Origin of the sequence: Mesorhizobium tamadayense, from assembly GCF_003863365.1 — a bacterium.
In the GTDB taxonomy this organism is placed as follows: Bacteria; Pseudomonadota; Alphaproteobacteria; order Rhizobiales; family Rhizobiaceae; genus Mesorhizobium; species Mesorhizobium tamadayense.
In genome coordinates this window covers 156,487-170,074 of record NZ_RQXT01000006.1, presented here as the reverse complement: position 1 = coordinate 170,074, position 13,588 = coordinate 156,487, and the positions used below count along the sequence as shown (strand labels likewise).

Annotated in this window: 13 protein-coding genes and 1 tRNA gene; 8 read left to right on the top strand and 6 right to left on the bottom strand. The window is 63.5% G+C overall.

The annotated features are described in order from the left end of the window. Positions 1-16 precede the first annotated feature (16 nt). From EH240_RS07585 to tkt, 3 genes are all read right to left on the bottom strand, one after another. On the bottom strand, positions 17-1,906 hold the full coding sequence (locus tag EH240_RS07585) for a potassium/proton antiporter (protein WP_124996786.1): 1,890 nt from the start codon (positions 1,904-1,906) through the stop codon (positions 17-19). A gap of 294 nt (positions 1,907-2,200) precedes the next feature. Continuing rightward, positions 2,201-3,211 carry a type I glyceraldehyde-3-phosphate dehydrogenase gene (gap, locus tag EH240_RS07580; RefSeq protein ID WP_124996785.1) on the bottom strand — a complete coding sequence of 337 codons (1,011 nt, stop codon included), beginning with the start codon at positions 3,209-3,211 and terminating at the stop codon, positions 2,201-2,203. Positions 3,212-3,419: 208 nt separating this feature from the next. Beyond that, on the bottom strand, positions 3,420-5,411 hold the full coding sequence (tkt, locus tag EH240_RS07575) for a transketolase (RefSeq protein WP_124996784.1): 1,992 nt from the start codon (positions 5,409-5,411) through the stop codon (positions 3,420-3,422). 262 nt (positions 5,412-5,673) lie between these two features. Between tkt and EH240_RS07570 the strand changes: the two genes are divergently transcribed. The 3 genes from EH240_RS07570 (at position 5,674) to EH240_RS07560 (ending at position 7,177) form a co-directional block, all read left to right on the top strand. Continuing rightward, on the top strand, positions 5,674-5,946 hold the full coding sequence (locus EH240_RS07570) for a DUF4164 domain-containing protein (RefSeq protein ID WP_124996783.1): 273 nt from the start codon (positions 5,674-5,676) through the stop codon (positions 5,944-5,946). Between the two features lie 4 nt (positions 5,947-5,950). After that, positions 5,951-6,316: a cell division protein ZapA gene (locus tag EH240_RS07565; protein WP_124996782.1), complete on the top strand. Its 366-nt coding sequence runs from the start codon at positions 5,951-5,953 to the stop codon at positions 6,314-6,316. A 201-nt stretch (positions 6,317-6,517) separates the two neighbouring features. Next, positions 6,518-7,177 carry a peroxiredoxin gene (locus EH240_RS07560; protein WP_124996781.1) on the top strand — a complete coding sequence of 220 codons (660 nt, stop codon included), beginning with the start codon at positions 6,518-6,520 and terminating at the stop codon, positions 7,175-7,177. A gap of 78 nt (positions 7,178-7,255) precedes the next feature. Here the strand turns inward: EH240_RS07560 and rpoH are convergent, their stop codons facing one another. Further along, positions 7,256-8,167, bottom strand: coding sequence for an RNA polymerase sigma factor RpoH (gene rpoH / locus EH240_RS07555; RefSeq protein ID WP_124996780.1), 912 nt, complete (start codon positions 8,165-8,167; stop codon positions 7,256-7,258). A 210-nt stretch (positions 8,168-8,377) separates the two neighbouring features. Continuing rightward, the gene (locus EH240_RS07550) at positions 8,378-9,433 is read right to left on the bottom strand and encodes an RluA family pseudouridine synthase (protein ID WP_124996779.1); all 1,056 of its coding nucleotides are present in this window, start codon (positions 9,431-9,433) and stop codon (positions 8,378-8,380) included. Between the two features lie 26 nt (positions 9,434-9,459). On the opposite strand from EH240_RS07550, the gene EH240_RS07545 reads away from it, so the two are divergent. The 3 genes from EH240_RS07545 (at position 9,460) to EH240_RS07535 (ending at position 10,428) form a co-directional block, all read left to right on the top strand. After that, positions 9,460-9,858 (top strand): fimbrial protein, encoded by a 399-nt coding sequence (locus tag EH240_RS07545; RefSeq protein ID WP_124996778.1) that lies wholly within the window; start codon positions 9,460-9,462, stop codon positions 9,856-9,858. Further along, positions 9,855-10,268, top strand: coding sequence for a VOC family protein (locus EH240_RS07540; protein WP_124996777.1), 414 nt, complete (start codon positions 9,855-9,857; stop codon positions 10,266-10,268). The genes EH240_RS07545 and EH240_RS07540 overlap by 4 nt, the downstream gene beginning before the upstream one ends. A gap of 85 nt (positions 10,269-10,353) precedes the next feature. Continuing rightward, positions 10,354-10,428 (top strand) — tRNA-Glu (locus EH240_RS07535). A gap of 519 nt (positions 10,429-10,947) precedes the next feature. On the opposite strand, the gene EH240_RS07530 is transcribed toward EH240_RS07535, so the two are convergent. After that, entirely contained in the window at positions 10,948-12,015 is a 1,068-nt protein-coding gene (locus EH240_RS07530; protein WP_124996776.1) for an adenylate/guanylate cyclase domain-containing protein, read from the bottom strand. 116 nt (positions 12,016-12,131) lie between these two features. Here EH240_RS07530 and EH240_RS07525 point away from each other — a divergent pair, with 116 nt between their 5' ends. Both EH240_RS07525 and EH240_RS07520 read left to right on the top strand, forming a co-directional pair. Beyond that, on the top strand, positions 12,132-12,572 hold the full coding sequence (locus EH240_RS07525; RefSeq protein ID WP_124996775.1) for an SRPBCC family protein: 441 nt from the start codon (positions 12,132-12,134) through the stop codon (positions 12,570-12,572). 415 nt (positions 12,573-12,987) lie between these two features. After that, entirely contained in the window at positions 12,988-13,569 is a 582-nt protein-coding gene (locus tag EH240_RS07520; RefSeq protein ID WP_124996774.1) for a VOC family protein, read from the top strand. The last annotated feature ends 19 nt before the right edge of the window (positions 13,570-13,588 follow it).

Genomic DNA, 13,588 nt, shown 5'->3' with positions numbered 1-13,588 from the left:
ATGTCGTCGTGTGACGTCAGCTTTCGGTTGCTGCTTTCTGCGCCACAGACTCCGCCGCTGCCGCTTCGTTTGGCTCGCTTTCGGCAGCCTGCGTTTGCGCCGGTTTGCGCCAGTTGCGGATGAAGGCGGCGATGCGGTCGGCGATCTCGCCGGCGCTCAGGAAAACCGGCACGCGCGCCACCGGCGCGGTCGGCTCGAAGGACAGGCCAAGCCCTGTGATCCGGCCCTTCTCGTCGACGTCGCGCACGATCAGCTCGATCGGGCCGATCATCACGCGATCGGCATATTCGGCGGTGCCGCCGAGCCGCTCGGTGACCAGCGCTGCGACGGTGAGCTTCTGTTCGGCCTCGGTGAGGCCCGGCGCGTAGGCGGCTTCCAGCTCGGCAGCGAAGCGGGCCGGATCGACTGGGAAGGCACCGAAGAAATCGGCGTCCTCGGGGTCGACCACGGCGCGGCTGGCGAAGAGCTTGTCGAGCAGGCGCGGATAGCGGTCCGGCACGAAGATGTAGACCTGGTCGCCTGCGGTGAGCCGGCCCATGTCCTGGAAGCGCATGGAGCGGCCATCGCGCAGCACCAGCGAGGGCCTCGCCCAGCGCGGGATGCGCTCGCCGCGCGCCACCGGACTGCCTGGCGCGACTCGGTAGGCCAGCAGCTCGTGATGGGCCGAGCCCGGCAACTCGAGTTCGACCTTGTCGAGCGGTCCAAGCCGTGCCGGCACGATCAGGCCGAGGCGACGCGCCAGCGGACCGACAGTCCAGCCCTGCACCACCAGCGATACCAGGACAATGATGAAGGCGACATTGAAGATGAGGCGACCGTTCGCCAGCCCGCCGAGCAGAGGCGTGATGGCAAGCAGGATCGAGACGGCGCCACGCAGGCCGACCCAAGAGACGAAGGCGACCTCGGGGCGCGGCAGGCGGAACGGGATCAGGCAGAGCCAGACGGCTAAAGGCCGCGCCACGAAGATCAGGAACAGGCCGAGCAGGATCGCGGGCACCAGGATCGCCGGGAACTGCGAGGGCGTGGCGAACAGGCCGAGGATCAGGAACATGATGATCTGCGCCAGCCACGACATGCCGTCCTGGAAGCGTTTCAGGATGGTGACGGCGCGGATGTCGGAATTGCCGGCGACGAGACCGGCGAGATAGACGGCCAGGAAGCCGGAGCCGCCGACGGCGCCGGCGGCGGCGAAGACCATCAGCGAGAGCGTTAGCACGAAGATCGGCAGCAGGCCGTGGTCGAGGTTCAGCCGATCGACGAGGCGCACGATTGCCATGCCACCGAGAACGCCGATGACGGCGCCGAGCCCCATATTGATGAGGAAGCCGATCGCCAGGTTGGTGGCCAGCACATTGGCCTCCGGATTGGCATGCGCGGCTATGATCTCGACCAGGGTGATGGTGAGGAAAATGGCGATCGGATCGTTGGTGCCGGATTCGACCTCCAGCGTCGAACGCACGCGCTCGCGCAAATGGATCTCGCCGGCGCGCAGCAGGAAGAACACGGCGGCCGCGTCGGTGGAGGCGACGGCGGCGCCGAGCAGCGAGGATTCCAGCCAGCTGAGGTTGAGGAGGTAGAAGGCGGCGACGCCGAAAATGCCGGTGGTGAGCATGACGCCGATGGTTGCCAGCGACAATGCCGGCCCGGCCGCCTGACGCAAGGCGTTGAGCGGCGTGCCGAAGCCGGAATCGAACAGGATGATGGCTAAAGCCAGCGAGCCGGCAAAATAAGCCAGCCGCGCATTGTCGAACTCGATGCCGAGGCCGTCGACACCGGTGGCGAGCCCGATGCAGAGGAAGAGGAGCAACAGGGGAGCGCCGAAGCGGAAGGCGATCAGGCTCGAAAACGCGGCGGCGACAATGAGCGCCGTGCCGACCAGCGTCACGAGATAGATCGCATGCTCCACCGGTATTGCCCCTCCAAGTCCCTCTGTTTCGTGGCTTTACGGGAGAGTGGGGCGAAGACATGACCAGTGCAAGGCAACGGCGTGGTTTTTCGCTTTATGCCGCTGATTCTCGGAGGTTTTGGCGATCAGGCGCTCAAACGAAAACGCCCGGCCGAAGCCGGGCGTCTGGATCAGAGAGACTAAAGCAGGTCGCTTGAAAAGGATTCACGCGACCTACTTTAGGTTTTTGATTTTAAGCATGTCTTTGTCCCGAAACCGCTGCACACTTTCGGGAGACATGCTCTAAGCCCCGGATCAGGCGATGGTCTTGCCGAAGGCGACGGCCGTGTCGCCCATGCGGTTGGAGAAGCCCCATTCGTTGTCGTACCAGGAGAGCACCGACACAAAGTTGCCGTCCATGACCTTGGTCTGGTCGAGCGCCACGATCGAGGAATGCGGATCGTGGTTGAAGTCGATCGACACGTTCGGGTGATGGGTGACCGAGAGGATGCCCTTCAGCTTGCCGTTGGAGGCGGCGATCAGCGCTTCGTTGATCTCCTGCACGGTGGTCGAGCGCTTGGCGATGAACTTGAGGTCGACCACCGAGACGTTCGGGGTCGGCACGCGGATCGAGATGCCGTCGAGCTTGCCCTTGAGGTCGGGCAGCACCAGCCCGATCGCCTTGGCGGCACCGGTCGAGGTCGGGATCTGCGACAGGGCAGCCGCGCGGGCGCGGTAAAGGTCCTTGTGCATGGTGTCCAGCGTCGGCTGGTCGCCGGTATAGGAGTGGATTGTCGTCATCATGCCCTTCTCGATGCCGACGGCCTCGTGCAGCACGGCAGCAAGCGGCGCCAGGCAGTTGGTGGTGCAGGACGCGTTGGAGATGACGACGTGGTCCTTGGTCAGCTTGTCGTGGTTGATGCCGTAGACGACGGTGAGGTCGGCGCCTTCGGCCGGGGCCGAGACGATGACGCGCTTGGCGCCGGCGGTCAGATGCGCGGCGGCCTTGTCGCGGGCGGTGAAGATGCCGGTGCATTCGAGCGCGATGTCGATGCCGAGCTCCTTCCAGGGAAGCTGAGTCGGATCCTTGATGGCGGTGACCTTGAACTTCTCCTTGCCGACCGAGATCTGGTCGCCGTCGACCGTCACCTCGTGCGGGAAGCGGCCATGCACGCTGTCGTAGCGGAGCAGGTGCGCGTTGGTCTCGACCGGGCCGAGGTCGTTGACGGCGACGACATCGATGTCCTTTCGGCCGGATTCATGGATCGCGCGCAGGATGTTGCGGCCGATGCGGCCAAATCCGTTGATGGCAACTCTAACGGTCATTTTTCTCTCCCTGGGAGCTGGAAAGCGGATGGGTCCGCTGCTTCATAGCGGCGGGCGGGCAAAGAATCCAGCCGTAGAAGTCCAAATTTAAATCGATTAGGTTTGGCCAGCCCGGCAAAAGCCTTTGAATGACTTCGCCCGACCGGGGCCTTCTTGTTTCTACATGTCGCTCAGAACCGCCGTGCGCTTTTGAGCGACATGAAATGCCTCACTTGCCGTGCAGGCGCGCTTCCACGGCGTTGGCCGCAGCCTCGGCAGTGATGCCGAAATGCGGATAGAGCTGCTCGATCGAACCCGAAGCGCCGAAGCCGGTCATGCCGACAAAGATGCCGTCGGTACCGATCAAGTGATCCCAGCCCTGGCGGATGCCGGCCTCGATGGCGACCTTGATCTTGGCGTTGCCGATCGTCTTCTTGCGATAGTCCTCGCTCTGCTGGTCGAACAGCTCGAAGCACGGCACCGATACGACGCGGGTCGGATGGCCATGCCTTTCCAGCAACTCGCGGGCGCCAAGCGCGATCTCGACCTCGGAACCGGTGGCGAAGATCGTCACCGCCGCCTCGCCGCTCGCCGCGGCAAGCTCGTAGGCGCCGGAGGCGCTGAGGTTCACCTCGCTGAATTCGGTGCGCACGGTCGGCAGGTTCTGGCGGGTCAGCGCCAGCGTCGACGGCGTCTTTTCCGATTCCAGCGCCAGCTGCCAGCATTCCGCCGTTTCGACCGCATCGGCCGGACGGAAAACGTTGTGGTTGGGGATGGCGCGCAGCGCCGCCAGATGCTCGACCGGCTGATGGGTCGGGCCGTCCTCGCCAAGGCCGATCGAGTCATGCGTCATGACAAAGATCGAGCGGATGCCCATCAGCGAGGCAAGGCGCATCGAGGGACGGGCATAGTCGGAGAAGCACAGGAACGTGCCGCCATAGGCAATCAGGCCGCCATGCAGCGTCAGCCCGTTGATGGCGGCCGCCATGCCGTGCTCGCGGATGCCGTAGTGGACATAACGCTGGCCGTAGTCGTCCGGCGTGATGTTCTTGGTCTGGCTGGTCTTGGTGTTGTTGGAGCCGGTGAGGTCGGCCGAGCCGCCGATGGTTTCGGGAACCGCGCCGTTGATGACCTCCAGCGCCATTTCCGACGACTTGCGGGTCGCGACCTTCGGCTTGTCGGCCGAGAGCTTCTTCTTGTACTCGGCGATGACGGCGTCGAAATTGGACGGCAGCTTGCCACTGAGGCGGCGCTCGAACTCACCCTGCAGCGTGGCGTCGTGCTTCGCAAGACGGCCTTCCCAGTCGGCGCGCGCCTTGGCGCCGCTCCTGCCGACGGCGCGCCAGGTGTCGAGGATGTCGGCCGGAATCTCGAAGGGCGGCGACTCCCAATTGAAGAATTTGCGAGCGCCGGCGATCTCCTCGGCGCCGAGCGGCGAGCCATGCGCCTTGTTGGTGCCGGCCTTGGTCGGGGCGCCGAAGCCGATCGTCGTCTTGCAAGCGATCATCGTCGGCTTGTCGGAATGGCGCGCTGCCTCGATGGCGTAGGCGATCGCCTCCGGATCGGTGCCGTCGATGTGGCTGGCATTCCAGCCGCTAGCCTGGAAACGGGCGACCTGGTCGGTGTTGTCGGCGAGCGAGACCGGGCCGTCGATCGAGATGTTGTTGTTGTCCCAGAATACGATCAGCTTGTTCAGCTTCAGATGCCCGGCCAGCGCGATGGCTTCCTGGGAAACGCCTTCCATCAGGCAGCCGTCGCCGGCCAGCACATAGGTGTAATGGTCGACCAGGTCGTTGCCGAAGGCGGCGTTCATGATGCGCTCGCCGAGCGCGAAGCCGACCGAATTGGCGAGGCCCTGGCCGAGCGGACCGGTGGTGGTCTCGATACCGGCGGCATGGCCGTACTCGGGATGGCCCGCGGTCTTCGATCCGACCTGCCGGAAGTTCTTGATCTGGTCGATCGTCATGTCCTCATAGCCGGTGAGGTACAAGAGCGAGTAGAGCAGCATCGAGCCGTGGCCGGCCGACAGGATGAAACGGTCGCGGTCGGCCCAGCGCGGCGCCTTGGCGTCGAATTTCAGGAAGCGGGTGAACAGCACCGTGGCGACATCGGCGCAGCCCATGGGCAGGCCAGGGTGGCCGGAATTCGCCTTCTCGACGGCATCCATGGAAAGAAAACGGATCGCATTGGCCATCCGGTCATGTTGTTCACGCGAGGTCATGCTTTCTCCGGAAGTTGGGTTGGAACCTTGGGGGAGCCCTGGGAAAGGATGCCGCGACACATAGCAGGCGCGGCCTTTTAGTCAACAAATCCGGTCGGCTTTTGCCGGGCTCGTGAAGGGGCCGGGTGCGCTACATTAGCGTTAGCGGGGGACAGTCGCGAGAGCTTTATTGACGTGCGCTTCACCCGGCGCCTAATGTTTCCAGGATAACGCGTTCTGAACGCGAGCGATTCGGTGACGGGCAGGGCATAGGACTGAGGCCATGACCGGGGAAACGACCCTCAAGGAAATCATCGCCAGGCTCGGCAAGGCCATGGAGGGGCTGGAAAGCGCCGTCGCGGCGCGGCTGGAGCACGAGCGCGACTATTCCGAAGCCGAGGCCGAGGTGCAGCGCATGAATGCCGACCGCTCGCGGCTGGCGCAGGAGCTCGACAATTCCGAAGCCCGCGCCGAACGGCTGGAAGATGCCAACAAGGAAGTGTCGCGCCGGCTGGTGACCGCCATGGAAACCATCCGCGCGGTACTCGACAGGTAAGCCAATGGCACAGGTCACGGTCTCCATCGACGGCAAGCAGTACCGGATGGCTTGCGACGAGGGTCAGGAGGAGCATCTGATCGACCTCGCCGAGCGCTTCGACCGCTATGTGGCGCATCTGAAGGATTCCTTCGGCGAGATCGGCGACCAGCGGCTGACCGTCATGGCCGGCATCATGGTGATGGACGAGCTCTCGGAACTCAGCAAGCGCGTCAAGGGCATGGAGAGCGAAGTGCTGACGCTGCGCAAGACGCGCGACGAGGCGCTGACCAAGGCCGACAGGAACGACAGCGTGCTGACCACCGCGCTCGCCGCGCTTGCGCAGCGCATGGAAGATCTGGCGACAACGCTGGCGGTGAAGAAGGCCTAAGCCGCCTCGTCCAGCCCCCCTGCATCATCCGTCGCGGAAATTCCTGCTGTCTTTTCCAGGAAAAGACGAATTTTTTCGCTGCTTCGATCACGCTTGCAGACACAAGTCTTTTGAACTGGCCCGTCCAGCGGTATAGAAGGCTGAGCCACGCCGATGGGGTTGGCCCATGCTGGCGGCATGTCACAGGGTAGGGAGCGCGTCATGAGCCTTCGTATCAACGATATCGCGCCGGATTTCACGGCCGAGACCACGCAGGGGACGATCAATTTCCATCAATGGATCGGTGACGGCTGGGCGGTGCTGTTCAGCCATCCGAAGAATTTCACGCCGGTCTGCACGACCGAGCTCGGCACAATGGCCGGGCTGGAAGGCGAATTCAAAAAGCGCAACGTCAAGATCATCGGCATTTCCGTCGATCCGGTGGCGAGCCACGACAAGTGGCAGGCCGACATCAAGACCGCTACCGGCCAGACGGTGAATTACCCGCTGATCGGCGACAGGGATCTCAAGGTCGCCAAGCTCTACGAGATGCTGCCGGCGGGCGCCGGCGAGAGCTCGGAAGGCCGCACGCCGGCCGACAACGCTACGGTGCGCTCGGTCTACGTCATCGGCCCGGACAAGAAGATCAAGCTGGTGCTGACCTATCCGATGACCACGGGCCGCAACTTCGACGAGATCCTGCGCGTCATCGATTCCATCCAGCTGACGGCCAAGCACCAGGTGGCGACGCCGGCAAACTGGAAACAGGGCGAGGATGTGATCATCACCGCCGCCGTCTCCAACGAGGATGCGATCAAGCGCTTCGGCGCCTATGAGACGGTGCTGCCGTATCTGCGCAAGACCAAGCAGCCCGCGGCCTGAGCCAAAGCTGCGGTTCCGAAAACAAAAAAGGCGGCGCCGGGGCGCCGCCTTTTTTGTTTCTTGTCTTGATGCCTTACCTTAAGCCGCCGGCTGCGCTTCTATGGTGCGCAGCGCCTGGTTCTGGCGCTTGGCCGCGGCCTTGACCGCGTCCTGCACCTTCTCGAAGGCGCGCACCTCGATCTGGCGCACGCGCTCGCGGCTGATGTCGAACTCGGCCGACAGCTCTTCCAGCGTCAGCGGCTCCTCGGCCAGGCGGCGCGCCTCGAAGATGCGCCGCTCGCGGTCGTTGAGCACCGACAGGGCGCCCGACAGCATGGCGCGCCGGCTTTCCAGCTCGTCCTGCTCGATCAGCATCTCTTCCTGGCTTTCGTGGTCGTCGACCAGCCAGTCCTGCCATTCCCCGGACTCGCCCTCGCTCGCCCGGATCGGGGCATTGAGCGAAGCGTCACCCGACAGGCGGCGGTTCATCGACACCACTTCCGCCTCGGAGACGTTGAGGCGGGTGGCGATCTCGGTGATCTGTTCGGGCTTCAGGTCGCCGTCGTCGAGCGCCTGGATCTTGCCCTTCACCTTGCGCAGGTTGAAGAACAGGCGCTTCTGGTTGGCGGTGGTGCCCATCTTGACCAGGCTCCACGAGCGCAGAATGTATTCCTGGATCGAGGCCTTGATCCACCACATGGCGTATGTGGCGAGCCGGAAGCCACGCTCCGGTTCGAATTTCTTCACGGCCTGCATGAGACCGACATTGCCTTCCGAGATCACCTCGCCGATCGGCAGGCCGTAGCCGCGATAGCCCATGGCGATCTTGGCGACGAGCCGCAAATGGCTGGTGACAAGCTTGTGCGCGGCGGAAGTGTCCTGATGCTCGGCGTAACGCTTGGCGAGCATGTACTCTTCCTGCGGCTGCAGCATCGGAAAGCGACGGATTTCTTCCAGGTAACGGGCGAGACCGCCTTCACCGGAAACGATACTGGGTAGTGACTGGGCCATGATAGCGCCCCCTCTCTATTGGAGTGATGCCCCCGTAACGCGGCGGGCATGTGACGCGAATGCCAATCGGCTCATCCGCGGCAACTGCTGTATATAGGAACAAAACCAGAAAGGACAGGCATTGGTTCAACACGGAACAGTGTGTCACGCTAAAGTGAACAATGCCAGTCAGGTTTTTTGATGGCTGGTTTGAAGCGTCTTGATGGCGGCTCAGAGTTTGCGAAAACCGCCAACCAGTTCCTCCATGTTCTTCGGCATCGGCGCCTCGAACCTCATCGTTAGATGGGTGGTCGGGTGTCGGAATTCAAGGAGCCAGGCATGGAGCGCCTGTCGGGAAAACCTCTTGACCTCGGACTTCAGCGGGTCCGGCAGCCGGTTGGCCTTGGTGCGGAAGGCCTGGCCGTAGTCCGGGTCGCCGATCACTGGATGGCCGATATGGGCCATGTGGACCCGGATCTGGTGTGTGCGGCCGGTCTCCAGCCGGCACTCGACCAGGCTTGCGGTGGCGAATTCCTTCTGCCGCTCGCCGAAACGCTCGACTACCGAAAAATGGGTGACAGCGTGGCGGGCGTCGTCGCGGCCCTCGGGAACCACGGCGCGGCGCACGCGGTCGGCGGCGCGGCCAAGGGCGGCGTCGACGGTGCCGGTCGGCCGCTGCGGAATGCCCCAGACCAGCGCCAGATAGGCGCGTTGGAGATCGCCGGTCAGGCCGTGATCGGCAAAGGCCTCGGACAGTGTCTTGTGGGCGCGGTCGGTCTTGGCCACCACCATGACGCCGCTGGTTTCCTTGTCCAGCCGGTGCACGATGCCGGGCCGCCTGACGCCGCCTATGCCGGACAGGCTGTCGCCGCAATGATGGATCAGCGCGTTGACCAGCGTGCCGGTCCAGTTGCCGGCGCCCGGATGGACGACCAGCCCCGCCGGCTTGTTGACGACGATCAGCTCGTCGTCCTCGTAGAGGATGTCGAGCGGGATCGCTTCGCCCTGCGGCTCAGCCGGCTCCGGTTCGGGCATGACGACCGAGACGCGCTCGCCGGCCGCCATCTTGCGCTTGGCTTCCTCGACCGGCCTGCCGGCGATGGAGACCGCACCCTGCTTGATCAGCGCCTGCACGCGGCTGCGCGAGATGTCGGGGCCGAGCTTCGCAGCCAGCCATTGGTCAAGGCGCTGGCCGGCCGCATCGGCGCCGGCCTCCAGAACGACCGCTTCGCCCGCGGTCAATTCATCCCCTATCAAAATCGGGGGCTCTTCGTTATGAGCGCTCATCGAAACCCGTTGCGGATTGTTTAGCCATGGCCCGGCCCATCGCCGAAGAAGACCTGTTTGCTGAAGGCGAGGAAAAGCCGCTCGACCCTGCGGCCGAGAAAGTACGCAGGAAGCTCGTCCGCTTCATGATCGTCAATCTCGGCCTTCTGTTCCTCGCCCTTATGGTGGTGATCGGGGCCCTTGTCTACAAAGCCCGCAATGCACCCGGCGCTGGTCCGACGCCCGCAGGCGACGTCCAGGCCCCGGCGGGCGCGCCGCTCTCCGGCGATATCGTGCTTCCGGTCGGTGCCAGGGTGGTCAGCCAGTCGCTGTCCGGCAACCGGCTGTCGATCGACGCCGAGCTTGCCGGCGGCGGCCGCGCCATCTTCGTCTACGACATTGCCGAGCGCCGCATGATCGGCCAATTCGCCATCCGCAACAAATGAGCGACTTTGCCGAAAACCGCAGCATCGCGACCGTGGCGCTCGTCGTCAGCAACTATGACGAGGCGGTTCGCTGGTATGTCGAGCGGCTTGGATTCGTGCTGACCGACGATGTCGACCTCGGCGGCGGCAAGCGCTGGGTGACGGTCACGCCGGCGAACGGGCAGGGCGCGCGGCTGCTCTTGGCGGAGGCCTCCGGCGAGACGCAGGCGAGCCGTATCGGCGACCAGACCGGCGGGCGGGTGTTTCTCTTCCTCGAAACGGACGACTTCGCGCGCGACCATCGGGCGATGCTGGCCAATGGCGTCGAGTTCCTCGAGGCGCCGCGCTTTGAGCCCCACGGCACGGTGGCGGTGTTTGCCGATCTCTACGGCAATCTCTGGGACCTGATCGAGCCGAAACGACAGGGTTGAGAGGGCCGTTCGGCAAAGTCCGCGAACAGCCTGAAACCCCAGTTGCTTTTTCCCAGCCGTCAGCCTATATCGCCGGTTCTTGAGCGCGCCCATCGTCTAGCGGTCAGGACACCGCCCTCTCACGGCGGGAACAGGGGTTCGATTCCCCTTGGGCGTACCAAGCTTTCCAAGCTTTCAGCAAACCACCCGATCCATCGCTTTGGGTCGCGGCGGGTCTTCGCTCATTGCCGCTTCTGGCGCAGCGGAGCCGATTGCATTAGCATCGCATCATGGGTCTTGAGGCACAGCCTTAGCGGCGCGCAGAACGTCGCGCTGAACAGGGCAGTCGATGCCAAGCGGGGAGGAGCCAGATACAGAAACTACAATCGCAAGGCGTCCATCACGCTGGTCGGCGCTGCCTGGAGCCGACCTGAGCTACAGCTGCCGGCGGCGGATCGTTTTGGCGAGCTCGGCGAAGGCGCCTCTCCCTCGAAGGGTGGATGCCAGGAATAGTCGGCCCTTAGCACCCGCCAGCGAAGCTGCGCGCGACGCGCATGGCTGGGCTCTAGACGCGCCATACTCCAGAAACGTGTTGTAGTATCGTAGCTTCTTTGCCGTTCGAATTTCTCTCAGTCATGGCTTCGCACGATGCCAAGATATGCAGTGAACGACACATCCACGGCGCGCTCAACCATTCGATCTATTCCGGCAAGCAGAAAAGTGTTTGCGCGCCTGCTATTCCTCTGAGCTGATGACTGCCCATGGCGATCATCGGCTCGGTAGTTTCTGCCTCGAACACTGTCGACGCGAGCACCGTCCGTCCTAACGGCTTGCACAGCCCTTCGATGCGGCTGACAAGATTTACAGCCTTGCCGATCGCGGTGAAGTCCAACCTGCCGGCAGTGCCGATATTCCCCCAAAGTATCTCGCCGACGTGCAGGCCAATGCCATATCCGAACTCTGGGCCCCCATTGCGGCGCCGAGTTTGGTTGAGATGATCTATCCCGGCGCGCGTGGCCTTCACGGCGCGTACCGCCGCGTCACATGCGGCCCTTGCATCGCGCTCGCCAATCGGGAAAATCGCGAGGACGCCATCACCTATAAACTTGAGAACCTCGCCACCAAATGCGTGCACCGCGCCGGCGACGCAATCGAACCAGGCATCAAGTACCAATACGATCTCGTCTGCATCATGAACCTCGGATAGATCGGTGAAACCTCGAAGGTCCGCGCACAGAAGCGCAGCCCGTATCGTCTCTCCCTTTACTCGACGAGAATGGCCGTTGAGCACATGTGCTGCACTGCGCTTTCCCAAATATGCTTCGAGCAATGCGCGTTTCGCGGACCGTTCTGCGAGTGCGGTCATCGGAGCCGCAGCAAACCGGGAGATTTGCCGCAGCAGCTCAGACTGCGCCTCATCCGGAGTATGATCGAACGCCCACACCAAAGTCGGTGCGACACCGCCCGCTCGCTCGTCGAACACGATCGCCCGCGTCGTGCCAAGCCACTCCCGCAGCACGAGCCGGGGATCGGCATTCTGGCGGTCGGCGCCTATCCCCAAAGCCTCGACCACTTCATTGCTAGGCGCTCGCCAGAGCCAGATGCGGCGTGAAATGATCGGGTCCGGAGCATCCTGCGCCAGCGCGCCGGCAATGATCGGCAAGCCGTCTTCCATCAAATGCGTTGAGAGCTGCAATAGAAGTCGCCCACCGTCGCCCATATGCGCGGCGTCGTCCAGAAGAAATGAAAGCGATTTTGCGAGAAGCATCGGTAGAAGGTCACTCGGCACCAGCTTATGCTTACGCCTCGAACATCTTCTTGCAACTCCCCACATTCGCTTCAATCATGCACGGCATTCGATGCGGATGTGACCTGGAGTGAGCAATGGCGGAATCGGTTTACACAGAGATTGAGGTCACGGCGCCACAAGCGACCGTGTTCGCGCTTTTGACGGATCCGGACCAGATCGTGCGATGGATCGGGACCGAAGCGAATTTGGATTCAACGCCGGGCGGTCTGTTCCTCGTCAATGTCGGTGGTCGCCATATGGCGCGCGGCGAGTTCACCGAGGTGATCCCGGTCCACCGTCTTGCCTACAGTTTTGGCTGGGAAGACAACGAGACCGTGCCGCCCGGCTCCAGCCATGTCGAGATCGACCTGATCGCGAGGGATGCGGGGACACTGATCCGCTTCACGCACAGCGGACTGCCGAACGCAAAGGAGCGTGACAGCCACCGAAGGGGATGGGAGCACTACCTCTCAAGGCTGAAGATCACTGCCGATGGGGGACATGTCGATCCCGACGTGCCGATGAAGAATATGTGATTTTCATCTAAGGGCCGCGGATGCCCGTCATCCGAACCAGGCGCGGCATGCGTCAACGAGGCCCTTTGAACTGCCGTCGCCAAGCCGGCCGCTCGGGAAACCCAGCGACCTGCGGGCTGCCGCACCATTATAGCTGCCGACGACGGATCGTTTCGGCGAGCTCGGCGAAGGCGTCCGCGATCCCGGCGCCGCTCTTGGCGCCTGCGTGGAGTTCTTGAAACTCAGCGCTTCTGGCGCAACGCCTCGGATTGAATTAGCATCCGTTCATCAAAGCTCCGGCCGCACTCCTGCAGGATGCGGAATGCGGAGCGCAGGGGAGCGAGGCCGGGCGGCGGTCACATGCCGAGCGCTGATCCAAGCGCGAGTGGGCATCTGAAACCCGCCGGCAAGGCGCGGCGTGGCCGGGAGGAGCCAGATGCAGAAACTACAATCGCAAGGCGTCCATCACATCACGCTGGTCGGCGCAGATCGCCAGACCTCGATCGATTTCTGGGAAGGCGTGCTCGGCATGCCCTTCATCTTCGAGCAGCCCAATCTCGACAAGGCGAGCGAAAGCCACCTCTATTTCGACCCAGGCGACGGGCGGCTGATCACGGTCTTCACCGATGAGAGCCGCAGCCCGGTCAAGCGGCGCACGCCGATTGATACCGGCTGCGTCCACCACATCGCGTTCTCGGTGTCGCGGGTGACCTTCCTGCAGGCGGTCGCCCGGCTCGACGAGCGCGGCATCAAGCACAGCGGCGTCAAGGATCGCGGTTTCATGGATTCGATCTATTTCGAGGATCCGCTTGGCCTGCTGATCGAGCTTGCCTCCTACCGTTTCGAGCCGCCGGCCGGGTTCAGCCATGCCGACGTGCTGATGGAGGCGCACAAGATCCGCGTGGGGCGCGGCGACTATAATATTGCCGAGGTGCACCTTGCCGACGCCATCCAGGCGCTGGTCGAGCGATCGCGCGAAACATTGTCCGAGAACCGGGCGGCTAAAAATCCATACTGAGCAAGTCAGAGGGAGGACC